The sequence below is a fragment of the Deinococcus aerius genome, from assembly GCF_002897375.1.
Taxonomy (GTDB): Bacteria; Deinococcota; Deinococci; order Deinococcales; family Deinococcaceae; genus Deinococcus; species Deinococcus aerius.
Map to the genome: position 1 here is coordinate 1 of NZ_BFAG01000004.1, position 25,668 is coordinate 25,668.

Consider the following 25,668-nt stretch of genomic DNA (forward strand, 5'->3'; position numbering starts at 1 on the left):
CCTACGGGCCACCTCCCCTTGAAGGGAGGCAAGTGACACCCCGGCTCCCCTTGAGGGGAGCTGTCAGCGAAGCTGACTGAGGGGTTGTACGCGACTCAATCCCCGCTCACCGGCTGCGGCGTCTGCATCATCCCGTCCGGCGCCGTGTCCGTCACCACCGTGTCGTGCGTAAGCGGACCACTGTTCACGCCGCCTACCCCATACGCCGCCCACTTGTCTTCGCGGCTGTTCAGGCGGTGCTGGGTTGCGCCGGGCCGCACGCGGCTCTCGCTGAACTCCTTGGGCTCGATGGAGATGCGCTCGCCCTCCATCAGGCCGTAGATGCCGGTCTGGCCGGGTTCCTTGCGCTGCCACTCGGCAGGCACGGCCATGTCGGGGCCGGTGTAGTCAGTGGGCTCGGAGTAGGCGGCGATGTAGCCCTCGAAGTTGCGGAGGATCAGTTTCTCGGGGCTGTGGCTGAGCACGTAGTTGGGCGCGACGGGAATCTTGCCGCCGCCGCCGGGCGCGTCCACCACGTAGGTCGGCACCGAGTAGCCGGAGGTGTGCCCGCGCAAGCTCTCCATAATCTCCAGGCCCTTGCTCACGGTCGTCCGCAGGTGCCCCGCCCCGTGCACGAGGTCGCACTGGTAGATGTAGTAGGGCCGCACCCGAATCTTGACGAGTTCGCGCAGCAGCTTCTGCATGATGACCGGGTGATCGTTCACGCCACGCAGTAGCACGCTCTGGTTGCCCAGCGGCACGCCCGCCCGGGTGAGGCGGTCACACGCCTCGGCCACCTCCGGCGTGATCTCCTTGGGGTGGTTGACGTGGATGTTCATCCACAGCGGGTGGTTCTCGGCCAGCACGTCGCACAGTTCCTGAGTTACGCGCATGGGCATGAACACGGGCACGCGCGTGCCGATGCGGATGATCTCGATATGCTCGATCTTGCGGAGCTCGGCGAGGAGGCGGCCCAGCACCTTGGGCGCGAGGGTCAGCGGATCGCCACCCGAGAGCAGCACGTCGCGCACCTGGGGCGTGTTCCGCAGGTAGTTGAGCTGCGCCTCGTACTCGGCGGGGTTGAAGGTCTCGGTGGGGTCGCCCACGATGCGGCTGCGCGTGCAGTAGCGGCAGTAGGAGGCGCACTGGGTCGTGACCAGCATGAGGACCCGGTCGGGGTAACGGTGGACCAGGCCGGGCACGGGGCTGTGCTTGTCCTCGGCGAGCGAGTCCTCCATCATCGCCGTAAAGGGCTCCAGCTCGTGATGGGTGGGGATGACCTGGCGCCGCACCGGGCAGGTGGGGTCCTCAGGGTCCATCAGCGAGGCGAAGTACGGGGTGATGTCCAGGCGGAAGATGCCCTTGGCGCTCGCGCCCGCCCGCTCGCTCTCGGTGAGGCGGATGACTTCCTCCAGCTCCTCGACAGAGTTGATGCGGTTCTTGAGCTGCCACTTCCAGTCGTACCACTGCTCGTCGGGCACATCCTGCCACTTGGGGGCGCGGTGGTTGCGGGGCAGCATCTGCTGGGACCGGACGGTGGCCTGCGGGTGCAGGTGGGTGCGGTTCATGGGACCTCCTGATGGGAAAACGTGAAAATAATTCCCTTTATTCTCACCGCCCCAAAGCCGGTTTGGAAGGCGCGCAGCACGCGCGACCGCTTCTTCCCGCGCACACGAAACTGGCAAACGCCACCCCTGACCTGTCAAATGTTAAGCTGGAGTTATGAAGCAGCACGGCGGCTCCCTCGACCCCCTCGACCACCGCATTCTGGAGGAACTGCAAACCGACTCGCGCCTGAGCATGCGGGAACTGGGCCGCCGCGTCGGTCTCTCCGCCCCCGCCGTCACCGAGCGGGTGCGGCGGCTGGAGGACGCGGGCGTGATCCTGGGCTATGGCGTGCGGGTGGCGTCCAAGCCGCTGGGGCGCACCATCACCGCCTTTATCGGGGTGCAGGACAGCGGGCGCAACGACCCCACCCTGATCCGCTGGGCGAAGAGGCATGACGGCGTGCTGGAGTGCCACAGCGTGACGGGCGACAACTCGTGCATCCTGAAGGTCGCCGTGCCCGACGTGGGCGCGCTGGAGAACCTGCTCGGGGAACTGATCGCCATGGGCTTTACCTGCGACACGAGCATCGTGCTGAGTACACCGCTGGAGGGGAAACTGTTGCTGCCGCCGGGGTAGGCAGATGGCAAAACCCGGCGCACTTCTGGCCCTCTGCCTTAAGCCTTCTGCCCCCTTGTGTGCGCCGCGTACCGCTCCAGCAAGTCCCAACCCGCCCCGCTCGCCATGACCTCGCGGGCCTGGGCGACGCCGTCGGCGATGCGTTCCACGCGGCCCGCCGTCCGCAGGGCGGCCCCGGCATTCAGCGCCACGATGTCGCGCTGAGCGGCAGTTCCGGCCCCAGTCAGCAGCGCGCGGGTGATCTCCGCGTTCTCGGCGGGGGTGCCGCCCACGATGCTTTCCCTGGGGTGGAGGCTCACACCGACCTCCTCGGGGTGCAGGGTGCGGTCGATCACCTCGCCGTCCCGCAGGCCGGTCACGGTGTTCGGGCCGCAGACGGTGAACTCGTCCAGACCGCTCCCGTGAACGACCGTCGCCCCCCGCGCCCCCAGCAGGCGCAGCACTTCCGCGAGCGTGCGCGTCAGTTCCGGCTTGAAGACGCCCACCACCAGATGGGTCGCCCCCGCCGGGTTGGAGAGCGGCCCCAGGATATTGAACACCGTCCGGGCGGCGAGGTCGGCGCGGACGGGCGCGGCGTGACGCAGGGCCGGGTGGTAGTTGCGCGCGAACATGAAGCCGATGCCGAGGCTGTTCACCCCGTCGGCCACGACCTGCGGCGGGGCGTCGAGGTTCACGCCCAGGGCCTCCAGCACGTCCGCACTCCCGGCCCGGCTGCTCGCGGCGCGGTTGCCGTGCTTGGCGACGGGCACCCCGGCGGCCGCCACCACGAAGGCCGTCGTCGTGCTGATGTTGAAGGTGTGAGCGCCGTCGCCGCCCGTGCCCACCACGTCGAGCAGCACGTCGCGCGGCTCGACCTCCACGTGGACGGCATTCTCGCGCATGGCCTGGGCGAAGCCCGCGATCTCCTCCGGCGTTTCGCCGCGCACGCGCAGGGCGGCCAGAGCAGCGGCGAGGCGCACCCCGCTCACGTTCCCCTCCATCACCTCGCGCATGAAGGCGGCGGCCTCGGCCTGGGTCAGGATGTCGCCGTTCATCAGCCGGACGTGCATGGTGCGGCCATCCGGGGAGGTCGCCGGAGAGGAGGTCTGAGTCATGCCCGCACCTCTTCCCGGGGGGCCCGATACTCCCGCACCAGGGTCAGGAAGTTCCGCAGCATCGTCAGGCCGCCCTGGGTGGCGATGCTCTCGGGGTGGAACTGCACGCCGAACACCGGGTAGTCGCGGTGGCGCAGCGCCATCAGCACCTCTTCCCCCGGGTCGGTCGTCCAGGCCACGGGCACGAGTTCGGGCGGCAGGTCGCGCACGACGAGGGAGTGGTAGCGGGTCACGCGCACCTCGTCCCCCAGCCCGGCGAAGAGGCCGCTGCCGTCGTGCCGCACGGCGCTCGTCTTGCCATGGACGGGCAAAATGGCTCGCCCCACCGTCGCCCCGAACGCTTCCCCGATGCTCTGGTGGCCGAGGCAGACGCCGAGCGTCGGGAACTGCGGCCCCAATTCGCGGATGACCTCGACGCTGAGCCCCGCTTCCCGCGGCGTGCAGGGACCGGGAGAAACGACAATGGCGTCAGGGTTGAGCTTCCGCACATCGTCGAGGGTGAATTGATCGTTGCGCCAGACGGTAAGGTCGCAGCCGAGTTCGCCGAAATATTGGACGAGGTTGTAGGTGAAGGAGTCGTAGTTGTCGATCAGGAGGATTCGCGTCATTCTTCTCCCTCAATCATGTCAGCCCACGGAGAATCTTTGATTTCAAGGACTGGCTCAGCCCAAGCTCTAAAAACCGCAATTAACTCGCCGAGATTTAGTGGACCTCCAGCACCATGAAAACTGTTGTTTTCAACCCAACAGGCAATCCAATCGTGTTCGTGACGTTCGATGAACACGCGCTCAAAAGACAACTTGTCTAAGCCTGTACCAGAGAGTACGACCTCGAGGCTCCAGTCAGGATTGTCAAGACAAGAAATTCTAGGCCCAAACCCGTGCTCCCAGTCCCCATCGCACATCGCGTAATACCAGCCCTGAAGCCACTTTAACGGGTCCGGCGAGTCCAACATCTCCTGAATACGAGCCCTTCGCGTCACTACAACCCCCCCGCCGCCATCTCCACCGCTCGCATGAGCGCCGCCGCCTTGCTCCGCGTCTCCTGCTCCTCGCTCTCCGGATCGCTGTCCGCCACGATCCCCGCTCCTGCCTGGATATGCACTCTCCCATTCGCAATCACCATCGTCCGCAGGGTCAGGGCCATGTCGAGGCTGCCGTCGAGGGCGATGTAGCCGAAGGAGCCGCCGTAGGGCCCGCGCCGGACGGGTTCGAGTTCGTCGATGATCTCCATCGCGCGGATCTTGGGGGCCCCGCTGACCGTGCCCATTGGCAACACGGAGGCGAGGGCGTGCAGCGGCGTCTGCCCCTCCCGCAACTCGCCCGTCACGGTGGAGACAATGTGCATGACGTGGCTGTACCGTTCGACCGAGAAGGCGTCCTGCACCCGCACGGAGCCGTAGCGGCTCACCCGCCCCAGGTCGTTGCGGCCCAGGTCCACCAGCATGAGGTGTTCGGCCCGCTCCTTCTCGTCGGCGAGGAGTTCGGCGGCCAGCAGCTCGTCCTCCTCGGGGGTCGCGCCCCGTCGCCGCGTGCCCGCGATGGGTCGAGTGACAACTGTATGCCCGTCACTCCGCAGCAGACTTTCTGGGCTGGAGGCGACGAGCGTGACCTCCCCCAGCGCGAGGTAGCCGAGGTAAGGGCTGGGGTTCACCCGGCGCAGCGCCCGGTACAGCGCGAAGGGATGCACCGTCAGGTCCGCACTGAACCGCTGGGAGGGCACGACCTGGAAGATGTCCCCGGCGCGGATGTACTCCAGGCTCCTCTCCACCGCCGCCATATAGCCCTCGGGGGTGAAGTTGCTGGTGAAGGTCGGCGCAGTTGCCTGTTCGCGGCCCGGCACGTCCTCCGGCAGGGGGCCGCGCAGCCGGGCGGCGAGGGTCTCCACCACGCGGTCTGCCTGCTGCTGCGCCTCGGCGGTGGCGACGGCGATCAGGCGGTGCCGGAGGTGGTCGTAGATCACCATGCCCTCGGGGGCGATGAAGAGCGCGTCGGGGAGGTTCAGCTCGTCGGGGTTGGCGTCGGGGAGTCGCTCGTAGGCGCGGATCAGGTCGTAGGCGGCGTAGCCCACCGCCCCGCCGATAAAGGCGGGGAGGCCCGCCGGAAGGGAGACTGGCCTCGTGGTCGTCCCGTACAGCCGCGCGAGGGGGTCGGCTTCCGGGCCGTCGAAGCTGCCGAACGTGCCGCTGCTCGTCACGCGCCCTGCCCGGTAGGTGAAGCGCCCCTGCTCGCCCACCCCGATGAAGGAGTAGCGGCCCAGCCGCTCGCCCGCCTCCACGCTCTCCAGCAGGAAGGAAACCGGGTGACCCCGCGCGACTTTCAGGTAAGCGGTCACGGGCGTGTCGAGGTCGGCGTTCAGCTCGCGGACGGCGACGTGAGTGGCGGGTCGGGTGGGGGAAGGGGCGGGGTGCGTCATGCGGCTCCTGTGGGGCAGAGGATGGCAATGGAAAACGCGCCCGGTGGGAGGTTCCACCTGGGCGCGTCCGGCGTGCGGGACAAACGGCGCGTCAAACCCAGGCGAAGCTGGGCCACCACCACGCACCGTTGACGGTCATGGGGGCAGGATAGCGCGGCGGTGAGGCGCCACACCAGCCCCCAACTCGCACACTCGTTTACACAACCCGTTCGGTGAGAGGCTGGGCTCCCGCTTGCAGTCAGCGCCGGGCGGTCCTGGGAGCATGGGCGCATGGATGACAAGCCCGGTTCCACGCTCCCGGCGCAAGCCTTTCGCCGGATGGACGAGACACCCGACGAACTCTTTTACACGCAGCCGCGTTTCGTGACCCATATCGACGACCCCGCCATCGCCGCCGTCACGGGGCTCTACCGCGAGTTCTTCCCGCCGGGTGGACACATCCTCGACCTGATGAGTTCCTGGGTCAGCCACCTGCTGCCGGAGGTCGAGTACGCGGGGGTGACGGGTCTGGGCCTGAACGCCGCCGAACTCGCGCGCAACCCCCGGCTGACCCGGCACGTGGTCCAGAATCTCAACACCGATCCGCACCTGCCCTTCGAGCCCGCCAGCTTCGACGGCTGCGGCATCTGCGTGTCCATCGACTATCTCACCGACCCCGTGACGGTACTGCGCGAGGTGGGCCGCGTGCTACAGCCGGGGGCGCCCGTCGTTATCACCTTCTCCAACCGCTGCTTTCCGACGAAGGCCATTGCCATCTGGCACGCGCTCGATGACGCGGGACATGTCGCCCTCGTTCAGGAACTGCTGCGCGCGGCGGGCAACTTCACCGACATCCAGGGCCTGGACCGCAGCCCGCGACCCCGCCGCTCGGACCCGCTGTACGCGGTGGTGGGGCGGGCGGTTCACGGGGAGGATTAGCCGTGAAGGATTGAGGGATACGGCCATACAGTTTTTCCGAGAAAGAGCGGCCCATACGGCAAAAAAACTCCTCCCCCTTGAGGGAAAGGCCGGGTGAGGGTGAACGGGCGGGGCGTCCAGAGGCCAGCCGGAGAGCCGTCACCCTTCCCTTTGTGCCGGGCGGGCACCGCAGGTTATCCGCCAGCCTGCTCCTCAGCCCATCGCCGCCTTCATGAGCAGCAGGACGAGGACGCTCGCGGCGACCATCGTGACCAGGGCCTTCACCCGCGTCTTCTTGAGGTAGAGCAGGATCGCCAGGCCAGTCAGGGCCACGAAAGCGAGGAAAGCGCCGCTGAGGTCGATCAACCACGCCCAGGCGCCGCCCGAGTCGCGGCCCCGGTGCAGGTCGTTGAGCACGGCAACGGCCCCCTGCGCGTCAATCGTCAGGGTGTACTTCCCGGTCCCCGTGTCGATAAAGGCGTCGGCTCCGTAGCCCGGCGCCTTGAAGCTCAGGCTCGCCTCGTTCCCGTCCACCCGGGTGTCCTCGACGCGGCCGTGCAGGCTGTAGCGGGCGCGCAACTCCTCGGCGACGCTGAGCCAGTTGACCTGCCCGCTCACGATCCAGCCTGCCGGAAGGGTGCCCGTCATCTCGCGGCGGGTCTCGGCGCTCCCGAAGGCCCAGTCGGGGTGGTTGAGGGTGATCCCGGTGAGGGCGAAGAACAGGACGACGAGCAGGCTGATCATGCTCGTGTAGGTGTGCAGCGTCCGGGCCAGGACGTGGGTGCGGGCCTTGAGCGTCCGGGGACGCCGGGCCGGGCGCGTGGCGGCCTCAGGCCTTTGCGTAATTGACACTGGTGGCCTCGATGTCTCCATCCGCACCCAGGCTGCGCTTGAAGGCCGTGGCGCCGACGGTCACCTTCTCGCGGACCAGGCTGTAGGGGCCGTGTTCGCGGGCGGTCTCGATGCACACGTAGTAGTCGCCGCGCGGGGCCAGCGTGCCCTTGTCGGTCTTGCCGTCCCAGGCGACCGCGTAGGTGCCGGGGTTGCGGGTGGCGCTGCTCACGGTGTCCAGCAGCCCCGCGTTCTCGCGGTACCAGCGGCGCAGGTCGGGAATCCAGCGCGGGCCGCGCCCGGTGGTCTGCGCCCACACGGTGAGGGTGCGCACCGGGTTGCCCTGCGCGTCCTCGATCCACACGGCGACGTAGGGGCGCTTCACCCGGCCGCCCGCCTGGGTGGCGACGCTGAAGGTGATGTCGAGGGCCATGCCGCTCACCCAGGCCGGAGCGGCGGCGGCAGCCCGTGCGGGAAGAAAACGGTTCAGGGTCAGGAAGGCGGTGGTGGCGGCCAGCTTGCCGAGGAAGGCGCGGCGGGTGTCGGGCATGGGGAAACCTCCGGGGTAGGGTTGCCGGGCAGGCTATCCCGCGCCGGGTTGCCCGACAGGCTCACCCGGCACGGTTAGGCGGGAGTTAACGGGGCCAGCGCCCGCTCGCGTGCTGCCCGCCGTCCCGGGTCAAGATCAGGGCGGCGGCGCCGGGCACGGCCTCCACCAGCGCGAGCCCTTCGGACACGTCCAGCACGCTCAGGGCCGTGGCGAGCGCGTCGGCAGTCAGGCAGTCGGGGGCAGTGACGGTCACGCCGGGCACCCGCGTCACGGGCCGTCCCGTTCGGGGGTCGAGGACATGGGAGTACCAGGCGCCCCCGATTCGGTAGCCCCGGTGAGCCCCGCCGCTCGTGGCCAGCGCCCCGTCCCGCACATGAACTCGGGCCAGGGGCGGCGCGTCGTCCCGGGCGGTGAAGGGGTCGGCAACCGCCACCGTCAGGCCATTCCCGCCCAGCGTCCGCAGGTCGCCCCCCACGTTGACGAGCACGGCCCGCACGCTGGGTGCACGGAAGGCCGCCTCCGCCGCCCGGTCCACGATGTAGCCCTTGGCCAGGGCATTCAAGCCGAGGGGCAGGGCGCCGTGACGGGTGGCCGTTCCATCCGGGTGCAATGTCCAGAGGGGCTCGCGCAATTGAGTGACCACTTCCGCCAGGGCCGCCTCATCGGGAAGCCTGTCCCTTTCCGCCGCCGCCTTCCAGATCGCCCCCAGCGCATCCGCCCCGGGGTGAAAGGCCCCGCCCGTCCGGCCACGCCACTCGTCCGCCGCCCGGAGAACGGCCCACAGGTCCGGGCTGATCGGCACGGCCTCCTCCCGCGTCCCCGCCCAGCGTGACAGCTCGCTTTCCGGGTCGAAGCGGTTGAGAATTCGGGTCAGGCGCCCCGTCTCGTTCAGGGCGGCGCGCTCGGCGGCCCCGGCCTGCGCCCGCCCATCCGCGACGACCTGAATCTCCATCTCGGTGCCCAGCATCCGCTCGTAGATGCTGCGGAGGCGGTGGGGGCGCTTCAGGCCCCGCCACAGGCGATTCAAGGGGAGCGCGGCCATCCCGCCCCCCGGGGCTCAACCGTCCGTCTTTCCCCACTCACCACGGGCCACTTCCCACTGCCCTCATCACGACCTGTTCGCCGTCGTCCACAGCAGCAGCCCAATCAGGATCAGGTCGAGGGCCCAGGCGGCGGGGCGCTTGAGGCCCGGATTGCGGCGGGCGCGCAGGAACTGCACGAGCAGCCGGGCGATGAGCAGCACGGCGATCAGGACTGGGTCGGGCAGCGGGCCGCCCAGCAGCGGCACGAGGAGCAGCACGGCGACCACGGCGAGCAGCACGAGGCTCAGGAGGGTCAGGCCGTCGGGCCGGGAACGGGGGGCGGTCACCGCTCCTCACTTCGGGGCGTCTCGCCCACGTGGTCGAGGATCAGCACGCTCATGGGGGGCAGGTTCAGGCGCAGGTGCCACGTCTGCCCGTTCCAGCCCTCCTCCCTGGCCGTCAGGTCGGGTTGCTGGGTGCCGAAGCCGCCGTACTCGCCGTCGTCGGTCGAGAGGAGCACCCGGTACTCGCCGCCCTGGGGCACGCCGACGTGGTAGCCCTCGCGGTACACCGGGGTCAGGTTGGCGACGGTCAGGCTCCAGGTGCCTCCCCCCTCCGCCGTGGGGCGCGGGTCGCGGCGGATGTAGGCGTACACGCTGTTGTCGCTGTCGTCCCCGATGACCCAGAGCTGGCCCTCGGCCCAGGTGTCGCCCACGTGCAGGTCGGGTCGCTCGGTGTAGAGGGCGTTCAGCCGCCGCACGAGGTTCATGACCCCGCGGTGCTCGGGAATGTCGGTGACGTACCACGGCAGTTCCTGCGCCTCGTTCCACTCGGTCCCCTGGGCGAACTCCTGGCCCATGAAGAGCAGCTTCTTGCCCGGCGTGGTCCACATCATGGCGAGGAAGGCCCGGTAGCCCGCTCGCTGCCCGTACCAGTCGCCCGGCATCTTGGAGACGAGCGACTTCTTCCCGTGCACCACCTCGTCGTGGCTGATCGCCAGCACGTACTTCTCGGTCGTGCGGTACACGTTGAAAAAGGTCAGCTTGTGGTGCTCGTACTTGCGGTAGATCGGGTCCTGCTCGAAGTAGTGCAGGGTGTCGTTCATCCAGCCCATCGCCCACTTGTAGTCGAAGCCCAGGCCGAAGGGCGTCGGGGAGGTGACGCCGGGAAAGGCGGTGCTCTCCTCCGCCACCATCGTCACGCCGGGAGCCATATGGTGAATGACCTCGTTGAGCCGCTTGAGGAAGGCGATGGCCTCCAGATTCTCGCGCCCGCCGTGGATATTCGGCACCCACTCCGTGCGCGAGAAGTCGAGGTACAGCATGGAGGCCACCGCGTCCACCCGCAGGCCGTCCACGTGGAAATCCTGCACCCACTTCAGGGCCGAGCCGACCAGGAACATCACGACCTCGTTGCGCCCGTAGTCGAAGATGTAGGTGTTCCAGTCGTGGTGGTAACCCTTGCGGGGATCGGCGTACTCGTACAGCGGCCCGCCGTCGAAGTGCGCCAGCCCCGCCTCGTCGGTGGGGAAGTGCCCCGGCACCCAGTCGAGAAAGACCCCGATCCCGCGCTCGTGCAGGTGGTTGACGAGGTAGGCGAAGTCCTCGGGGGCACCCAGGCGGCTCGTCGGGGCGTAGTAGCCGGTGACCTGATAGCCCCACGAGCCGTCGAAGGGGTGCTCCATCACGCCCAGCAGCTCGACGTGGGTATAACCCATGTGGGTCACGTAGTCGGCCAGACGGTGCGCGAGGTCGCGGTAGTTCAGGAACCAGCCGTCGTCGCGCCGGGCCCAGGAGCCCACGTGGACCTCGTAAACGCTCACGGGTCGGTCGAAGCCGGGGCCACGACTGGCCATCCATTTCTCGTCCGTCCACTCGAAGGGTTGTCGCCAGATGATGCTCGCGGTGCCCGGCCTCACCTCCGTGAAAGTGCCGTAGGGGTCCATCTTGTCCACGGTGCGCCCGTCCGCGCCCGTGACCCGGAACTTGTACCGCTGCCCGTGCTGCGCCCCCGGCACAAAGGCCCCCCAGAAGCCGAAGTCGAGGCGCTGCATGGGGTGGTCAAGGCCGTTCCAGCCGTTGAAGTCCCCCACCACGCTGACGTGCCGCGCGTTCGGCGCCCACACGGCGAAGCGCACCCCCTCCACCCCATCCTGGGTGACGGGATGGGCGCCCAGCAGGTGGTCCGGGCGCACGAGGTCGGCGGTCACCAGTTTTTGAAGGTGCCCGTGGTCGAGCGGCAGGGGCAGGGAACTCATGAAACCGAGTCTACCGGGCGGGGACCGGTGAGGCGGGTCCCATATACGGACTGCAAATACAACGTGAAGAGGGGGAAGGCTGTCCCCGAGGGAGCGGTGCGGGGCGTCCTCCCTCAGCCCCCCAGCACGTGCCGCCGGAACCGTTCCAGGATGGCGAGGCCCACGGCGCCGCTCTTTTCGGGGTGGAACTGCGTGGCGTGGATAGTGCCCCGGCTGAAGGCCGACCAGAAGGGCACGCCGTACTCGGTGAGCGCCCCGGCGTCCACGTCCACGTCAATCGGCACGTAGTACGAGTGGACGAAGTAGGCGTAGGCCGGGCAGGCGAGGTCCCGCAGCAGCGGCGAGTCGCCCACCTTGTCCAGGCTGTTCCAGCCCATCTGCGGCACCTTGCGCCCGGGCACGGGCGTGAAGCGGCGCACCGTGCCGGGCACGAGGTTCAGGCCGGGTAGGCCGGGGGCCTCCTCCGAGTCGGTGAGGAGCATCTGCATCCCCACACAGATACCCAGAATCGGGGTACCGCCGTTTGCCGCGTCCAGCACCGGGCCGTGGAAGCCGTGGCGGTCGAACGCCTCCATCACCTGCCGGAAGTGGCCCTGTCCGGGCACCACGAGGGCGGGCGCGTACGGCACGTCGGCGGGGTTGTCGGAGAGGCGGACGGTCATCCCGGCACGTTCCAGGGCTTTGGCGGCGCTGCGGACATTACCCGCGCCGTAGTCGAGGAGGAGGACTTCGGGGGTCACTGGGGTTCTCCGTAGTTCTTGAGGAAATCGCGGGTCTGGGCCGAGGGGTTGAACTTCACGCCGTCCCAGGAGAAGGCGAGGTCGGGAATGCGGCGGTTCAGAATGCCGCTGCCGCGCAGCATGGTGCAGGTCTTGTCGTCCAGGGGGTAGCGGGTGAGCGACACCGTCAGGGTGAGATCGGGCCACCCGTCGGCGTCGCGGTCGCGGTCGTGCCACTGGAGGGGTTCCGCCTCCCAGCCCCCCCGACACTGCGCCGAATCGGGCCGGGTCAGGGACAGGGGACGGAACGCGGCCACTTGCTGCACCTGGGCCTTGCCCCCGACCCACCGGAAGACCTGCACCCGGCTCAGGCGCTGCTCGTCCCGCGCCAGGCAGGTGGCGGCGTCGGTGCCGCCCTTCACGGGGTAGGTGAGGCACACATCCAGGTCGAAGCCCGGCACCACTCCCACTGCCCTCCAGCCCGCGCCCTGCCGGGTCAGCAGCACGGCATCCGCGCGGCAGGTGTCGGTCTCGGTGCAAAACTGCGCGAGCACGTCCCGGGCGTTCGGACGGGTGAACGAGCCGTACAGCACCCGCACGGGGACGTAGGCCCACTCGCCCTTTCCCTCCTGTGGCTTGACCGGCACCCGCAAGTCGGGCAGCGGCGAGGAAGGATAACGGTTCGTCACGGTGCAGCCGCTCAGGTTACCCAGCGGCACGGGAGCGGCACACACCGCACGGGCCAGGGCCTGTCCCTCGGCGCTCCGGGGTACCCGGGCCTCGTTAGGACCGGAGAACTGGGCCTGAGCGGTGGCAAGGGTGGTCAGGGTCAGGAGTGCCAGGGGCTTGTTCATCAATTACCGCCCCTTAGCGTACCTGTCGAGGATGGCAGTGGTGTTTCCGGTGGGCCGCAAGGTTTCACCCGTCCAGACGAAGGTGAGGTCGTTGCGAACGGAGCCGCTCGCCTGCGCGTTGAACCCCTGCCCTGCCCGGCAGAGGTCCGGGCCGCCCTGATACGTCGTCCGGGCCGCCAGGATGGTCAGGTCAGGCACCCGGTCGGCGTTGCGGTCGCGGTCATCCCACGAGAAGGGGTCAAGTTGCCAGCGGCCCGCGCACTGGGCGGAACCGGGATTGAAGAAGTCGCGGAAAGCGAGCAGCGGGAATAGCGCCACCGTCTCCACCTTCACCCTAGCGCCCGTCCACGACGCGGTTTTGAGGGCGCTGCCTATCGGCTCGTTCCGCGCGCTCTCGCTCAGGCAGACCACCGCCTGAGTTCCGCCGGGTCGGGGGTAAGTGAGGCAGTTCGTGGCGATCAGGCCGGGCACGAGTCCAATGGCCTGCCACTGCCCCCGCGTGTGCCGGAGCAGGACCGTCTCGCCGGAGCAGGATTCCGTTTCCGTGCAGAAGGTGGCGAGCAACTCCTGCCGATTGGCCGCCGTGAAGGAGCCTGGAAACACGGTGGAGAGCGTCAGGCGCGTCTGGGGACCGAGGATTTCGGGGATGGGGCGGCCCCCGTAGGAAACCTGCTTGCACCCCTTCAGCCGACCCAGGGCGGCCCGGGGATCGCACACGGCGCGGATGATGGCGTCCCCTTCGGCGGCGCGGGGCACGCGGCTCTCGCTGGGGCCTGAGACAGCCAGGCCCGCCGAGGTCATGGGCAGAAGAGTCAGCATCAGCACTTGCTTCACCCCGGCAGTCTGGCCGCGCGGCCCTGACGGGCGGTGAGCGGCGGGCCTCACAACACCCCCTTCGTACTCGCCAGTTCGTCCGACGTGACCCGCACCGCGTCGCGTAGGGCACGGGCCAACGCCTTCATGACCGCCTCGATGACGTGGTGCGCCTCGCGGCCCGCGAGCAGGCGGACATGCAGGGTGACGCCCGCGTGGTTGCACAACCCCCGCAGGAACTCGCGCAGGTGGTAGTGGGTCATGCCGCCCGCGTCCCCCCACACGTCCAGCCGCTCCGGCTCGAAGGCGAGGTGCGCCCGGCCCGACAGGTCGAGGACCACGTGGGCCAGCGTCTCGTCCATGGGCACGAAGGCGCTGCCGTACCGCTCGATCCCCCGGCGGTCGCCGAGCGCCTGCCCCAGTGCCTGCCCCAGCGTGATCCCCACGTCCTCGATCAGGTGGTGCGGCTCGATGTGCAGGTCGCCCGCCGCCCGCACGCTCAGGCCAATCCGGGCGTGCCGGGCAAGAGCGTCGAGCATGTGGTCGAGGAACCCGTGCCCGGTCGCGGGCGGGGTGGAGGCCGTCTCGTCCAGATCGAGGGTCACGGTGATGTCCGTCTCGCTGGTGGTGCGGCGAACCGTGGCGGTGCGGGTGGTGGCGGTGCGGGCCATACGGGGCATGCTACGGCTCTTGGCATCTGAGAACTGCAATCCCCTAGGGTGTGCAACGCGCCGGAACGATGATGGTGGTCGCTCTTCGTCACCCCAGGTATGTGAAAACACATACCTATCACGCCTGCAACACAGGCTCATCACATCTTTCAATCATTTCGTGATGTCCCCGCAGGATCAGCAATATCAGAGAGTACTAGAAGGAGAGCACATCTCCTCAGTAGTAAAAAAGGGTCCTCTCTTAGAGAAAAATTGCCCATCAGGCACCTGCCTAGATGTTTTTATGAAGGCCTTTTCCACGCCTGTGGTAAACCTTGCGCGTCGGCAAATTCAGCGCGTTCCCCGGTCCAACCCCACCTGGAGGTTCAGGATGAACTCACGTATTGCTCCTCTCACGCTCGGCCTCACGCTCCTCTTCGCCGCCTGCGGTCAGCAGATGGCGAGTGGACCTGCGGACAACACGCAGGCCGCCACGCCGGAGCGTGGGACCCGGACCTCCGCGCCGCTGCTGGGGACGAGCAACCCCGACGCCATTCCCGGGCAGTACATCGTGGTCCTCAGTGAGGGGGCCATGCCGTCGAATCTGGGGGCGCAGGATACGGGGGGCCTGGTGCGGTCGCTGGGCCTCGATCCGCAGGGCATCACCGTGCAGCACCTCTACACGCAGGCACTCAGCGGCTTCGCGGCCAAGCTCAGCGCCCAGAACCTCGCCACCCTGCGGGCCGACAAGCGGGTGAAGTACATCGAGCAGGACGGCGTGGTGAGGGCCAGCGCCACCCAGAGCGGGGCGACCTGGGGGATCGACCGCATCGACCAGCGCAACCTGCCGTTGGACGGCAACTACACCTACACCACGACGGCCAGCAACGTCACCGCCTACATCATCGACACGGGCATCAACACGTCGCATACCGACTTTGGCGGGCGGGCCGTATGGGGCACGAACCAGACGGGCGACGGGAACAACAGCGACTGCCAGGGGCACGGCACCCATGTGGCGGGCACGGTGGGCGGGAGCACCTGGGGCGTCGCCAAGGGCGTGAAACTTGTGGCAGTCAAGGTGCTGGACTGCAGCGGCAGCGGCACGAACTCCGGCGTGATCGCGGGGATCAACTGGGCCGTGAGCAACAAGACCGGCCCCGCCGTGGCGAACATGAGCCTGGGGGGCGGCGCGAGCCAGGCCGTGGACGACGCGGTGAACAACGCGGCGAGCAAGAACCTCGTGATGGCCGTCGCGGCGGGCAACGAGAACCAGAACGCCTGCAACGTCTCCCCCGCCCGCGCCGCCAACGCCATTACAGTGGGCGCCACCACCAGGACCGACAGCCGCGACACGGGCTACAGCAACTACGGCTCGTGCCTGGACATCTTCGCGCCGGGCACGGGCATCACTTCCGCCTGGATCGGCTCGACGACCGCCACGAATACGATCAGCGGCACGAGCATGGCGACGCCCCACGTGGCGGGCGCGGCGGCCCTGATCCTGGCGAATAACCCCTCGTACACGACCGCCCAGGTCACGAGCGCGCTGGTGAATGGCGCGACGACCGGCAAGGTCACGAACGCGGGCACGGGCAGCCCCAACCGCCTGCTGTACACGGGCACGGGCGGCACGACCACGCCCCCCAGCGGCACCACGACGACCTACACGGGTTCGGTGAGCCAGGGGAGCAGCAGTTGGAAGCCGAGCACGAGCGGCTTTTCCTACGCGGGCGGCACGCTGCGGGGCTCGCTCAGCGGCCCGAGCGGCACCGATTTCGACCTCTACCTCCAGAAGTGGAACGGCAGCGCCTGGGCCGACGTGGCCGCCAGCGAGGGCGGCACGAGCAGCGAGAGCATCAACTACGCGGCGGGGAGCGGCTCCTACCGCTGGGAGGTCTACGCCTACTCCGGCAGCGGCTCCTACACCCTGACCGAGACGAAGTAACCGCCGCCAACCCGGCCCTCCGCACAGGGGGAGGCCGGGTTCTTCTCTGCCCACTTTCCGCATCCTTCAGGAGGTCCGCATGAAGAAGTTTCTCGCCCCGCTCGCCCTGCTCGGTTCGCTGGTCTTCACCGCCTGCGGCACCATCACGCCCCAGGCCGCCCAGTCCCTCCCCGAGGAGAGCATGACCACGACCGGCACCGAGAAGGCGTTCGGCGAGCTGAGCGGCCAGATCGTCTACGGCACGGTGACGAGCGTGACGAACCGTCCCTACCAGGTCAGCGTGACGCCCAGCAACCAGATGAGCGGCGGCTGGTGCGGCGGCACCCTGATCAGCCCGAACTGGGTGATGACGGCGGCCCACTGCGTGGATGGCCAGAGCACGAGCAACATGCGGGTGCGCGCAGGCATCAACAATCTGACCACCACGAGCGGGCAGCTCCGCACGCCGAGCCAGATCATCATCCACCCGTACTATGGCGGGGCCAGCAGCGGCTACGATATCGCGCTCATCAAGGTCAGCACGGCCTTCACGCTGGGCAGCACCGTCCAGACGGCCGCCCTGCCCGGGAACAGCGCCGAGTCCGCGCTTGACGTGAACGGCAAGAGCGCCACCGTGAGCGGCTGGGGCAAGACCGAGACGGGCGCGTACAGCAACACGGCGCTGCGTGAGGTCACCATCCCTATTACTCCCACGGGCAGCGACTGCGGCAGCCGCCCGAGCAACACGATCTGCGGCAAGTACGCCAGCGGCAAGGACAGTTGCAACGGGGACAGCGGCGGTCCCCTTGCCGCGCCGTACAACGGCAAATACTACGTGCTGGGCATCGTGAGCTACGGTCCCAGCGAGTGCCGCGGATACGGGGTCTACACCCGCGTGAACGGGTACATCAACTGGATCTACCAGCAGACAGGAATTGCCGCGCAGTAACCCGCGTCCCGCCCTCGCCCCTGGCCCGCGCCGGGGGCGTTTTGCCGTTCATCAGAAAGAATTCGGTAAGAGTCGGGGAACAGCGCCCCAATTACGCCTTGACCGTAATCGCGTTCTGTTATAAACTAAATCCATGAAGTTGAGCGATGTTCAGAAACGACTCCAAGCCCCGTTTCCCGCTCATCTTGTGGGCTGGAAGCCCCAGGCGTTCACCAAGGATCGAAGCCGTGCCCTGTTACTCGCGTATGTGGACGCGCGCGCCGTTCAGGACCGCCTGGACGCCATCTGCCCCGACGCCTGGAGCTTCGAGATCGAGGTGGTGCCCGGCACCTCCACCCCCACCGTCAAGGGCCGCCTGACCGTTCTGGGCGTGACGCGCGAGGACATCGGCGAGGCGGGCGGCGACGGCGAGTACGCGACCCTCAAGGCCGCCTCCTCGGACGCCCTCAAGCGGTGCGCGGTGCAGTTCGGCATCGGGCGCTACCTGTACGACCTGCCCAAGCAGTGGGTCGAGTGGAACGACGCCAGGCGCGAGCCCGCCGTGACCCCCGAACTCCCCGAGTGGGCGCGGCCCGACCACGAGCGCAGCCCCGGCGGCGCCCACCTCGTGCAGGCGATGGAGCAGCTCAAGTACGAGCTGCCCGAGGACCTGGACCTCCAGCGCGAGGTGTACAAGCACCTCAAGGCGGCCCTGAGCAGCCTGCACCCCACCCCCCAGGGCGGGCACGGGCGGGCCGCGTGAGCCCCGTCAGCCCCCGGCACCTCGCCGCCGTGATGCTCGTCGTCCTGACCCTGACCCTGCTGGGCGGCGCGCTGGCGAAGCTGCTGTAAATCGAACTTCCTCCCGGCCACGGCTCAGGCGATACCCCTGGGCCGTGGCCTCCTTGTGGGAGTTCCCGCGCCCCTGTCACAGCCGTTTCTTGACGTGCCGGGTCGGGGCGTGCGACCAGGGATCGTCCGGCCAGGGGTGCTTGGGGTAGCGGCCCCGCAGGTCCTTGCGAACCTCGAAATAGGAGGAGTTCCAGAAGGAACGCAGGTCCTGGGTCACCTGCACGGGCCGCCCGGCGGGCGAGAGCAGGTGCAGCAGCACGGGTGTGCGGCCCCCGTTGACGGTCGGCGTCTCGGACAGCCCAAAGAGTTCCTGGAGCTTCACGGCCAGGATGGGCGGCGAGCCGTCAAGCGTGTACCCGAGCCGGACGCGCGATCCGCTGGGGACCGTCAGGTGGGTGGGGGCGAGGTCGTCGAGACGGGCGGGCAGCGGCCAGGGCAAGAGGGCCCCCAGGGCGGGGAGGAGGTTCACGCGCCGCAGGTCGTCGCGGGTGCGGACGCCTTCCAGATGAGGGCCGAGCCAGTCCTCTAGCGTGTCCAGGAGCGCCGCGTCGGACAGGTCGGGCCACTCGGATTCCTCGGGGCGCCAGTGGCGCAGGGATTCGACCCGGGCACGCAAGTTCTCAGCCTCCGGGCTGAAGGTCAGGAGGTGCGGGCCCCCCTCGCGGATGGCGTCCGCAAGGGCTTTGACCCTTGCCTCATGCGGCAGGTCGCGCAGGGGGCGAGCCTCCAGCACCAGCGCCCCCACATGCCGCTCGCGTTGGGCGACGAGGGTTCCGGTCCGGGCATCCCAGCGCACGGTGTCCCGGGTGGTGGCCCGGTCCTCCAGCAGGGCGGGGTCGAGCGGCGCGGCGAGGTGGATGCGGCCTTCCCCACTGCCCGCATCGAGGTGGGCGACGGCGAGGGCGGGACTCGCCGCGAGCGGGTCCCCCTCCGGCAACCGCGCCCCCTGACCGCCCGCCAGCAGGAAGCGGCCCCCTCCCCCCTCCCGGCCCAGGGCCACCCGCTCGGGGTAGGCGAGGGCGACGAGTTGCCCCACGGCGAAGGGGTCGGGGGGCGTGTCGTCGGACGGGAGCCGGAGCAGCCTCCGCCACTGCCCCGACAGGCGCCCGATCCGTTCCAGGACGGCGGCTTCTCCCCTACCGCGCTCGCCCCGCCGCCACGCGCGGAGGGCCGCTACCCGGTCGGTGAGGTCCGTTCCCGCCCCACTCCCCAGCGGGTCGCGTTCCTCCAGCAGGGCGGCCACGTCAGCGGCGAGCGCCCCCAGACCGAGCGCCACCCCGTCGTGGAGCAGGTGCGCGAGGCGGGGGTGGGTCGGCAACTCCAGCAGGGCCGCGCCGCGCGGGGTGATGCGGTTCTCCCCGTCCAGCGCGTCGAGGTCGCGCAGCAAGGCCCGGGCCGACTCGACACGCGGGGCGGGCGGCTCGTCCAGCCAGGCGAGCGCGGCGGGATCGGGGGCGCCCCATCCGGCGAGTTCCAGCGTGAGGGGCGCGAGGTCGGCCTCCAGGATTTCCGGCGGTCGGGCGGCGGCGAGGGCGGCGTGGGTGCGCTCGCTCCACAGGCGGTAGGCGGTGCCGGGGGCAGTACGTCCGGCCCGTCCGGCCCGCTGATCGGCGGCATCCCGGGTCACGCGGGTCGTCACCATGCGGGTGAGACCAGTGCCGGGGTCGAACCGCTGCGTGCGGCTAAGGCCTCCGTCCACCACGACCCGCACTCCCGCCAGCGTGAGCGAGGTTTCCGCGATAGAAGTTGCCAGCACCACCCGGCGCCGCCCACCGGGGTCGGGAAGGATCGCCCGCCGCTGCTCGGCCAGGGGCAGGTCCCCGTAGAGGGGCAGGACGACGGCCTGCACATCAGCAAGGGCGCTCATCGCCCCCCGAATCTCGCGGACGCCGGGCAGGAAGGCGAGGATGTCCCCCTCGGGGTGGGCGGCGAGGGCTTCGCGGACGGAACGGGCCACCGCGTCCTCCACCCGTCCGGCCGGGTCGGTGGGCAGGTACTGCACGTCCACCGGGTAGGCCCGGCCCGCGCTCTGCACCAGCGGTGCGTCCAGCCGCCCAGGAAGGGCCGGGTCGAGGGTCGCGCTCATCACGAGCACGCGCAGGTCGTCCCGCAGCGCCCCCTGCACCTCCCGCAGCAGGGCGAGGGCGAGGTCGGCATTCAGGGACCGCTCGTGAAACTCGTCGAGGATGACGAGGCCGACGCCACTCAACTCCGGGTCGCGTTGCAGCCGACGGGTGAGGATGCCCTCGGTCACGACCTCGATGCGGGTGCGGGCCGAGACGCGCGCCTCGAAGCGCACGCGCGAGCCCACGGTTCCGCCCACCTCCTCGCCCAGGCCCTCCGCCAGCCGCGCGGCGACGGCGCGGGCCGCCACCCGGCGGGGTTGCAGCATGACGATGGCCTGCCCGGCCAGCCAGGGCTGGTCCAGCAGCGCCAGGGGCAGCACGGTACTCTTGCCCGCCCCGGGCGGCGCCTGAAGCACCACCAGCGGGTGAGCCGCGAGCGCCGCGCGCACCTCGGGCAGCACCTCGGCGATGGGGAGGTCGGGGAACTTCACGCGGGGCATGGTAGCGGGAAAGGGGAAGGGGTGGGGAGCCGCGGGGCCAACTTACGGTGCTTCGTCAGCGTCTGATCCAAGGAGTACCAGAAAGGCTCGCACCGCATTGTCGTAGAAGCGTGCATGGGCCGGACTCGCCAACCGTTCATACATTGGGTAGATCATAAGGCTCAAGTCGTTAATACTTATATCTGTGAAGTCATCACAGAAGGGGTGAATATCTATTTGTACCGGTACATCAGGCTCCAGCTCTTGCATAAGCATGGCAAATTGAAGAAGGTACGGGAGGGCGATTGCACCCAAAAAGGTTGATGCAGGGGGGGTTGGTAGGTAGAGGTAGCTCGTCCGGTACTCATCGTCTAAGGCGAACCACCGCACGATTTGGCGGTCACTTACCTGCTGTGCGACCTCTGCCCCAGATTTGTATGTGAAAGGGTCCTCGGCCATCTCTTGTCGCTTCCCTTCCACCCACTCCCTGCGCCACTGCGCCCCCCGCACCATGTATACATCCTGTGTCACTTTTGCATTTCACCAGATCTGGCAGGGCTTCCTCTCAACGAGGAACACCAGTCACGACGCCTCACCCCCGCTTGGCGGCTCGCCCGCCTCCTCGCCCGGGGACTTGTGGAAGGCGGCGCCCAGCTTCCGCACGTCCTCGTGGATCAGGGTGGTGTTCAGCGAGACGGCGGCGAGCATGCCGCTCGCGGCGGCGCTCATGACGTACTGGGGGGCGCCCGTCATGTCGCCCGCCGCCCACACGCCGCGCACGCTCGTCATGCCGTGCTCGTTCACGACCACCCGGCTCTTCCCGTTCAGCTCGCACCCCAGGGCGGCGGGCAGGGTGCTGTTCTGGACCTGGGTGGGGTTCAGGAAGATGGCGTGCAGCGTGATCTGCTCGCCCCCGCGAAACTTCACCCGCACCGTGTCCTGCCCCCCCAAGCGCAGGATGGGCGCCGTGTGGACCCGGACGTTCAGCCGCCGCAGGTCCTCCCGCTGCTCGTCCGTCAACTCGTCGGGGCCGTCGGTGAGCAGCACGACCCGGTGGGACCACGCCCGCACGCTCAGGGCGAGGTGGTGGCCCTCCTGCCCGGACCCCAGCACGCCCAGGAGATGTTCGCGGTTGGGCCAGCCGTCGCAGTACGGGCAGTGGTGGACGGTGTGGCCCCAGCGTTCGCGCAGGCCGGGCACGTTGGGCAGCACGTCGCGCACCCCCGTGGCGAGCAGCAACCGCCGGGCCCGCACCCAGCCGCCGTCGTGCCGCACCGCGAACCCGTCCGGGAGACAGCGGGCCTCGCGGGCCATGTCGGGACACACGGTCACCGGGTAGGGCTCCAGGTCCGCCAGCCCCAGCGTCTTGAGCCCGGTGGGGGGAGTTCCGTCCCGGGTAAAAACGCCGTGGGCGGCAGTCGCCTTGGCATTGCGGGGGGGTCCGCCATCGAGGAGCAGCACCCGCCGCCCCGCGCCTCCCAGCACGAGCGCGGCGTTGAGTCCGGCCGGACCAGCACCCACCACAACAGCGTCAAATTCCTGCATGTTCACGCTCCCCGGGGGCCGGGACGCACGCTCACGTCCGGGAGGGTGGCGTCGCGGGGGGCGTCCAGCACGAAGCGAATGGTGGCGGCGACCGTCGCGGGGTCAATAAAGTCTGCCGGGTCGTACTCCCCGCCCTCCTGCGCGCGGACCTTCTGCTGCATGGGGGTGGCGGTGCGGCCCGGGTACACGGTGGAGACGCGGACCCCGTGCGGGGCCTCCTCGTCCCTGAGCGCGTCGGCCAATGCCCGCAGGGCGAACTTGCTCGCCGCGTAGCTCGCCCAGCCGGGGTTGGCCCGCAGCCCCGCCCCGCTGTTGACAAAGACGAGGGTGCCGCGTTCCGCCCGCACCGTGGGCAGGAGAACTCTGGTCAGGGCGGCGGGGGCGACCACGTTCACCGCGAGGGTGTGCGTCCAGACCTCGGGCGGCTGTTCGGCCACCGCGCCGAGTTCGACGACGCCCGCGTTGTGGACCACGTTCGTCACGCGGCCCAGCCCCGCCACCGCTTCCCCGAACGTCCCGGGCCGGGTGAGATCCAGCACGAGGGGCCTGGCACCGCCCACCTCGGAACACAACGCCGAGAGCCGCCCCTCGTCCCGCCCCTGGAGGATGAGGTCGTGCGTGCCCGCCAGCGCCCGCGCGAGCGCCGCGCCGATCCCGCCCGCCGCCCCGGTGATGAGCGTCACGGGTCTTGCCGAATCCGTCATTCGCGGAGGCTAACGCACCAGGCGCGACCGGAAATGCTGTTCCTGAAACCAAATGGCCTTCATGATCTCTGCATCCGACGGGCGCGGGCCCGGGCGGACGACGATGAGCTTGTCCTCCACGTCGTCCTCACGCAGGATGACCGCCGTGACCACGCCCTCCGCCTCGCGCACGGGCACCTCCCAGCCGAGGAGGTAGGCGTCTATGGGCTGGCCGTCGCCGCCCAGCGTGCCGGGCACCTCGCCGTAGTTCACCGGGTACACCAGGTCCGGCCAACGGGGGTGGACGCTTCCCAGCGGGCGGTCCACCACCACGCGGACGGTCTGCCCCAGGAATGGGGTCAGGTCAGGTTTCACGGCCCGGGCCGCTCAGAACCTCGCGCGGGCCTTCATGCTCGTCAGGCGGAGCTGTTCGCCCGTCAGGCTGTCCCCGCGCACCGCCCGCACCCCGAAGTAGCCGTGCCCGGCCCTGCCCGCCTCGTCGAGCGCCGGGCCGGAGAGGGTGAAGCCCTTGCTCGCCCCCGGCTGGAGCGAGATGGTCCCGATGGCCTGGGCGCTCTCCCCCGCCGGGTCGCAGGCCGCGACATCGGCGGTGAGGTCCTGGCAGCCGGGGGGCATGCTGGTCCGCACGTACACGGCCACCTCGCTCAGGTTGCCGGTCAGCGCCGTGTACCTCGCGTCGCCGGAGATGCTGAGGCCCTGGAGGATCTTGGGGATGGACGCGCCCCCGAAGGCATCCTGGCGCACGTAGATGACCCGGCCCCGCGAGGCGGCGCTGGACTGGAGGTCCAGGGTCACGTCGGGGATGTTGACGGGCGGGGTGGGGATCACGCCGCACGCGGAGAGGGTCAGGGCAGCGGCGAGTCCGGTGAGCAATGTGCGGTTCAAAACACGACCTCCTGGGTTACGGGATGGAGCACCACTTCGTCAATGCGGGCATGGGGAGGGGCGGAAAGGGCGTACATGACAGCGGCGGCCACGTCGGCGGGGGGCAACCGGGCGGCGCGGTCGGCCTCGCCGCGAACCCTGCCCCCAAAGGTGGTGTCCACCCTCCCCGGGCGGACCTCGGTGACGCGCAGGCCGTACGCCTGCCCCTCGAAGGCGAGCGCCCGGGTGACGGCCCGCCCCGCGTGCTTGCTGGCGGTGTAGAGGGCGCCGTTCGGGAAAGTCCGGTCCGACACGTCGCTCGTGACGTTCACGACCTGCGACCCCTCGCCCCGCGCGTGCCGCCCGCGGAAATGAGGGATCAGGGCGCGGGTCACGAGGAGCGTTCCGAGCACGTTCGTGTCCATCACGCGGCGGTACTCGGCCACGGTGATCTCCTCAACGGGGGCGAAGGAGCCGACCCCGGCGTTGTTCACCAGCGTGTCCACCCCGGCGCGCACGGCCACCCCCGCGAACGCACTCACGCTGGCCTCGTCGGTCACGTCCAGGGGATGAACCTCCGCCCCCTCCAGACCTTCCACGTTCCTCGCCCCGGCGACCACCCGCGCGCCCCGGGCAAGCAGCGCCTCGACGACGGCGCGTCCGATGCCCCGGCTCGCCCCGGTCACCGCGACCACCCGGCCCACGAGGGTTTCCTCCGCCACGCGGGAAAGGTAGCAGCGGCCGTCCCACGAAACTCTGACAGCCGCGCTACCCTGCACGGATGACGAGGGCGAGCAGGCTGGCGGGCGTGACGCTGAAGGCGGGGGCAGTGCGGCGCGTCGCCGGGCGCTACCCCTTCGGCCACGCGGGGGACATCGCGGAGGCGGCGCCGGGCATCACGCCGGGCGACGTGGTGGAGGTCCGGGCGCCGGACGGGGCGGTGATCGGGCGCGGCTACTTCAACCCGCAGGGCGCGACCCCCCTGCGGATGCTGACCTGGAACCGCGAGGACATCAACCTGGACTTCTACCGCTCGCGGGTGCGGGTGGCCCTGGCGCGGCGGGCGGGCCGCATCACCGGGACGGACGGGGTGCGCGCGGTGTACGCCGAGGCGGACGGGCTGCCGGGCGTGGTCGCCGACCGCTTCGGGGACGTGCTGGGCGTGCAGCTCCGCAACGCGGGCGCCGAGCGCCACCGCGACCTGATCCTGCGGGCGCTGCGCGAGGAGACGGGCGCGGCCTCCGCCTTCGAGCGCAGCGACACGGGCGAGCGCCGCCGCGAGGGCCTGGAGCTGCGGACGGGTGCGCTGTGGGGCGACGTGCCGGGGCGCGTGACCTTCTTCGAGGACGACCTGACCCTGCACTTTGGCCCCTTCGACGCCCAGAAGACGGGCTTCTTCCTCGACCAGCGCGACAACCGCCGCCTGATGCGCTCGCTGGCGACGCCGGGCGAGGGTTTCCTGGACGTGTACTCGTACACGGGCGGATTCAGCCTCCACGCGGCGCGGGCGGGGGCGAAACCCGTCGCGCTCGACAAGGATGAGAAAGCCCTCGGCGTGCTGGAACGCGAGGCGCGCGAGAACGGCGTGAATGTCGGCGTGCGCTGGGGCGACGCGCTGGAGACGCTGACGGCGCTGGAGCGGGAAAAGCGCACCTTCGGCGCGGCGGTCCTCGACCCGCCCACCCTCGCCAAGCGCAAGGAGGACGTGCCGCGCGCCAAGCGCATCTTTACCGATGGGGCGGCCCGCGCCCTGCGGATGCTGCGCCCGGGCGGGCACCTGCTCATCAGCACCTGCGCCCACTACATCCGGGTGGACGACCTGCTCGACGCGGCCCGCGTGGCGGCGGGCGAGGCCGAGTGCGACGCGGAGGTTGTGGCCGTGACCTACCAGCCCGCCGACCATCCCCACCTGCTCAGCGTGCCCGAGAGCCTCTACCTGAAGAGCATCCTGCTGCGCAAGGAGGGGTGATACGAACTTGCGGTGAGTCGAAGACGAGGGGCGAGCGGCGCGAGTGGCAAAGAAGACCGACTGGCTCTG

General features: G+C 69.5%; 26 protein-coding genes. 6 read left to right on the top strand and 20 right to left on the bottom strand.

The window, feature by feature from the left end; genetic code table 11:
* Positions 1 to 95 precede the first annotated feature (95 nt).
* Positions 96 to 1,547 (bottom strand): lysine 2,3-aminomutase, encoded by a 1,452-nt coding sequence (gene kamA / locus DAERI_RS06850; protein WP_103128699.1) that lies wholly within the window; start codon positions 1,545 to 1,547, stop codon positions 96 to 98.
* Between the two features lie 154 nt (positions 1,548 to 1,701).
* Here kamA and DAERI_RS06855 point away from each other — a divergent pair, with 154 nt between their 5' ends.
* Positions 1,702 to 2,163: an Lrp/AsnC family transcriptional regulator gene (locus DAERI_RS06855; protein ID WP_103128700.1), complete on the top strand. Its 462-nt coding sequence runs from the start codon at positions 1,702 to 1,704 to the stop codon at positions 2,161 to 2,163.
* A 38-nt stretch (positions 2,164 to 2,201) separates the two neighbouring features.
* Here DAERI_RS06855 and trpD read toward each other — a convergent pair whose 3' ends face one another.
* The 4 genes from trpD to trpE are packed head-to-tail and all read right to left on the bottom strand — an operon-like array spanning position 2,202 to position 5,672.
* Positions 2,202 to 3,257, bottom strand: a complete 1,056-nt coding sequence (gene trpD / locus DAERI_RS06860) for an anthranilate phosphoribosyltransferase (protein ID WP_103128701.1) — start codon at positions 3,255 to 3,257, stop codon at positions 2,202 to 2,204.
* Positions 3,254 to 3,865: an anthranilate synthase component II gene (locus DAERI_RS06865; RefSeq protein ID WP_103128702.1), complete on the bottom strand. Its 612-nt coding sequence runs from the start codon at positions 3,863 to 3,865 to the stop codon at positions 3,254 to 3,256. The genes trpD and DAERI_RS06865 overlap by 4 nt, the downstream gene beginning before the upstream one ends.
* Complete coding sequence (locus tag DAERI_RS06870) at positions 3,862 to 4,212, bottom strand: immunity 53 family protein (protein ID WP_103128908.1); 351 nt, start codon at positions 4,210 to 4,212, stop codon at positions 3,862 to 3,864. Before DAERI_RS06870 ends, DAERI_RS06865 begins: the two co-directional genes overlap by 4 nt.
* Positions 4,213 to 4,238: 26 nt before the next feature.
* Positions 4,239 to 5,672, bottom strand: coding sequence for an anthranilate synthase component I (trpE, locus tag DAERI_RS06875; protein WP_103128703.1), 1,434 nt, complete (start codon positions 5,670 to 5,672; stop codon positions 4,239 to 4,241).
* Between the two features lie 270 nt (positions 5,673 to 5,942).
* Between trpE and DAERI_RS06880 the strand changes: the two genes are divergently transcribed.
* Positions 5,943 to 6,590 carry a class I SAM-dependent methyltransferase gene (locus DAERI_RS06880; RefSeq protein WP_103128704.1) on the top strand — a complete coding sequence of 216 codons (648 nt, stop codon included), beginning with the start codon at positions 5,943 to 5,945 and terminating at the stop codon, positions 6,588 to 6,590.
* A 192-nt stretch (positions 6,591 to 6,782) separates the two neighbouring features.
* Here DAERI_RS06880 and DAERI_RS06885 read toward each other — a convergent pair whose 3' ends face one another.
* The 9 genes from DAERI_RS06885 to hisB form a co-directional block, all read right to left on the bottom strand.
* Entirely contained in the window at positions 6,783 to 7,421 is a 639-nt protein-coding gene (locus DAERI_RS06885; RefSeq protein ID WP_235610285.1) for a PepSY-associated TM helix domain-containing protein, read from the bottom strand.
* On the bottom strand, positions 7,399 to 7,950 hold the full coding sequence (locus DAERI_RS06890; RefSeq protein ID WP_103128705.1) for a DUF2271 domain-containing protein: 552 nt from the start codon (positions 7,948 to 7,950) through the stop codon (positions 7,399 to 7,401). The genes DAERI_RS06885 and DAERI_RS06890 overlap by 23 nt, the downstream gene beginning before the upstream one ends.
* Positions 7,951 to 8,035: 85 nt before the next feature.
* Positions 8,036 to 8,992, bottom strand: a complete 957-nt coding sequence (locus tag DAERI_RS06895; protein ID WP_103128706.1) for an FAD:protein FMN transferase — start codon at positions 8,990 to 8,992, stop codon at positions 8,036 to 8,038.
* A gap of 66 nt (positions 8,993 to 9,058) precedes the next feature.
* Positions 9,059 to 9,319 (bottom strand): hypothetical protein, encoded by a 261-nt coding sequence (locus DAERI_RS06900; RefSeq protein WP_103128707.1) that lies wholly within the window; start codon positions 9,317 to 9,319, stop codon positions 9,059 to 9,061.
* A complete protein-coding gene (locus tag DAERI_RS06905) occupies positions 9,316 to 11,229 on the bottom strand; it encodes a 1,4-alpha-glucan branching enzyme (RefSeq protein WP_103128708.1) in 1,914 nt (637 codons plus the stop codon). Before DAERI_RS06905 ends, DAERI_RS06900 begins: the two co-directional genes overlap by 4 nt.
* Before the next feature lie 113 nt (positions 11,230 to 11,342).
* Entirely contained in the window at positions 11,343 to 11,969 is a 627-nt protein-coding gene (gene hisH / locus DAERI_RS06910; RefSeq protein WP_165794112.1) for an imidazole glycerol phosphate synthase subunit HisH, read from the bottom strand.
* Positions 11,966 to 12,802, bottom strand: a complete 837-nt coding sequence (locus tag DAERI_RS06915; protein ID WP_133161977.1) for a hypothetical protein — start codon at positions 12,800 to 12,802, stop codon at positions 11,966 to 11,968. The genes hisH and DAERI_RS06915 overlap by 4 nt, the downstream gene beginning before the upstream one ends.
* Before the next feature lie 3 nt (positions 12,803 to 12,805).
* The gene (locus DAERI_RS06920) at positions 12,806 to 13,636 is read right to left on the bottom strand and encodes a hypothetical protein (protein ID WP_103128710.1); all 831 of its coding nucleotides are present in this window, start codon (positions 13,634 to 13,636) and stop codon (positions 12,806 to 12,808) included.
* A 47-nt stretch (positions 13,637 to 13,683) separates the two neighbouring features.
* Positions 13,684 to 14,286, bottom strand: a complete 603-nt coding sequence (hisB, locus tag DAERI_RS06925) for an imidazoleglycerol-phosphate dehydratase HisB (protein WP_103128711.1) — start codon at positions 14,284 to 14,286, stop codon at positions 13,684 to 13,686.
* 370 nt (positions 14,287 to 14,656) lie between these two features.
* Between hisB and DAERI_RS06930 the strand changes: the two genes are divergently transcribed.
* The 3 genes from DAERI_RS06930 (at position 14,657) to ddrA (ending at position 17,883) form a co-directional block, all read left to right on the top strand.
* Complete coding sequence (locus DAERI_RS06930; RefSeq protein ID WP_103128712.1) at positions 14,657 to 16,213, top strand: S8 family peptidase; 1,557 nt, start codon at positions 14,657 to 14,659, stop codon at positions 16,211 to 16,213.
* A 79-nt stretch (positions 16,214 to 16,292) separates the two neighbouring features.
* Positions 16,293 to 17,141, top strand: coding sequence for a serine protease (locus DAERI_RS06935; protein WP_103128713.1), 849 nt, complete (start codon positions 16,293 to 16,295; stop codon positions 17,139 to 17,141).
* Between the two features lie 133 nt (positions 17,142 to 17,274).
* Positions 17,275 to 17,883, top strand: coding sequence for a single-stranded DNA-binding protein DdrA (gene ddrA, locus DAERI_RS06940; protein ID WP_103128714.1), 609 nt, complete (start codon positions 17,275 to 17,277; stop codon positions 17,881 to 17,883).
* Positions 17,884 to 18,048: 165 nt separating this feature from the next.
* On the opposite strand, the gene hrpB is transcribed toward ddrA, so the two are convergent.
* From hrpB to DAERI_RS06970, 6 genes are all read right to left on the bottom strand, one after another.
* Positions 18,049 to 20,538 (bottom strand): ATP-dependent helicase HrpB, encoded by a 2,490-nt coding sequence (gene hrpB, locus DAERI_RS06945; protein ID WP_103128715.1) that lies wholly within the window; start codon positions 20,536 to 20,538, stop codon positions 18,049 to 18,051.
* Between the two features lie 561 nt (positions 20,539 to 21,099).
* Positions 21,100 to 22,062 (bottom strand): NAD(P)/FAD-dependent oxidoreductase, encoded by a 963-nt coding sequence (locus DAERI_RS06950; protein ID WP_103128716.1) that lies wholly within the window; start codon positions 22,060 to 22,062, stop codon positions 21,100 to 21,102.
* A gap of 2 nt (positions 22,063 to 22,064) precedes the next feature.
* Positions 22,065 to 22,766 carry an SDR family oxidoreductase gene (locus tag DAERI_RS06955; RefSeq protein WP_103128717.1) on the bottom strand — a complete coding sequence of 234 codons (702 nt, stop codon included), beginning with the start codon at positions 22,764 to 22,766 and terminating at the stop codon, positions 22,065 to 22,067.
* A 9-nt stretch (positions 22,767 to 22,775) separates the two neighbouring features.
* Positions 22,776 to 23,120 carry an inorganic diphosphatase gene (locus DAERI_RS06960; RefSeq protein WP_103128718.1) on the bottom strand — a complete coding sequence of 115 codons (345 nt, stop codon included), beginning with the start codon at positions 23,118 to 23,120 and terminating at the stop codon, positions 22,776 to 22,778.
* Positions 23,121 to 23,132: 12 nt separating this feature from the next.
* Complete coding sequence (locus DAERI_RS06965; RefSeq protein WP_103128719.1) at positions 23,133 to 23,651, bottom strand: hypothetical protein; 519 nt, start codon at positions 23,649 to 23,651, stop codon at positions 23,133 to 23,135.
* On the bottom strand, positions 23,648 to 24,352 hold the full coding sequence (locus DAERI_RS06970) for an SDR family oxidoreductase (RefSeq protein ID WP_103128720.1): 705 nt from the start codon (positions 24,350 to 24,352) through the stop codon (positions 23,648 to 23,650). Before DAERI_RS06970 ends, DAERI_RS06965 begins: the two co-directional genes overlap by 4 nt.
* Positions 24,353 to 24,411: 59 nt before the next feature.
* Between DAERI_RS06970 and DAERI_RS06975 the strand changes: the two genes are divergently transcribed.
* A complete protein-coding gene (locus DAERI_RS06975; protein WP_165794113.1) occupies positions 24,412 to 25,599 on the top strand; it encodes a class I SAM-dependent rRNA methyltransferase in 1,188 nt (395 codons plus the stop codon).
* Positions 25,600 to 25,668 lie beyond the last annotated feature (69 nt).

Bases quoted from the DNA above. Each gene is read 5' to 3' on its own strand.
- DAERI_RS06935 (WP_103128713.1), top strand. From the start codon at position 16,293: ATGAAGAAGTTTCTCGCCCCGCTCGCCCTGCTCGGTTCGCTGGTCTTC.
- DAERI_RS06865 (WP_103128702.1), bottom strand. From the start codon at position 3,865: ATGACGCGAATCCTCCTGATCGACAACTACGACTCCTTCACCTACAAC.
- DAERI_RS06915 (WP_133161977.1), bottom strand. From the start codon at position 12,802: ATGAACAAGCCCCTGGCACTCCTGACCCTGACCACCCTTGCCACCGCT.
- DAERI_RS06930 (WP_103128712.1), top strand. From the start codon at position 14,657: ATGAACTCACGTATTGCTCCTCTCACGCTCGGCCTCACGCTCCTCTTC.
- hrpB (WP_103128715.1), bottom strand. From the start codon at position 20,538: ATGCCCCGCGTGAAGTTCCCCGACCTCCCCATCGCCGAGGTGCTGCCC.
- DAERI_RS06955 (WP_103128717.1), bottom strand. From the start codon at position 22,766: ATGACGGATTCGGCAAGACCCGTGACGCTCATCACCGGGGCGGCGGGC.
- hisB (WP_103128711.1), bottom strand. From the start codon at position 14,286: ATGGCCCGCACCGCCACCACCCGCACCGCCACGGTTCGCCGCACCACC.
- DAERI_RS06855 (WP_103128700.1), top strand. From the start codon at position 1,702: ATGAAGCAGCACGGCGGCTCCCTCGACCCCCTCGACCACCGCATTCTG.
- DAERI_RS06880 (WP_103128704.1), top strand. From the start codon at position 5,943: ATGGATGACAAGCCCGGTTCCACGCTCCCGGCGCAAGCCTTTCGCCGG.
- kamA (WP_103128699.1), bottom strand. From the start codon at position 1,547: ATGAACCGCACCCACCTGCACCCGCAGGCCACCGTCCGGTCCCAGCAG.
- ddrA (WP_103128714.1), top strand. From the start codon at position 17,275: ATGAAGTTGAGCGATGTTCAGAAACGACTCCAAGCCCCGTTTCCCGCT.
- DAERI_RS06890 (WP_103128705.1), bottom strand. From the start codon at position 7,950: ATGCCCGACACCCGCCGCGCCTTCCTCGGCAAGCTGGCCGCCACCACC.
- DAERI_RS06895 (WP_103128706.1), bottom strand. From the start codon at position 8,992: ATGGCCGCGCTCCCCTTGAATCGCCTGTGGCGGGGCCTGAAGCGCCCC.
- DAERI_RS06870 (WP_103128908.1), bottom strand. From the start codon at position 4,212: ATGTTGGACTCGCCGGACCCGTTAAAGTGGCTTCAGGGCTGGTATTAC.
- trpE (WP_103128703.1), bottom strand. From the start codon at position 5,672: ATGACGCACCCCGCCCCTTCCCCCACCCGACCCGCCACTCACGTCGCC.
- trpD (WP_103128701.1), bottom strand. From the start codon at position 3,257: ATGACTCAGACCTCCTCTCCGGCGACCTCCCCGGATGGCCGCACCATG.
- DAERI_RS06905 (WP_103128708.1), bottom strand. From the start codon at position 11,229: ATGAGTTCCCTGCCCCTGCCGCTCGACCACGGGCACCTTCAAAAACTG.
- DAERI_RS06975 (WP_165794113.1), top strand. From the start codon at position 24,412: ATGACGAGGGCGAGCAGGCTGGCGGGCGTGACGCTGAAGGCGGGGGCA.
- DAERI_RS06950 (WP_103128716.1), bottom strand. From the start codon at position 22,062: ATGCAGGAATTTGACGCTGTTGTGGTGGGTGCTGGTCCGGCCGGACTC.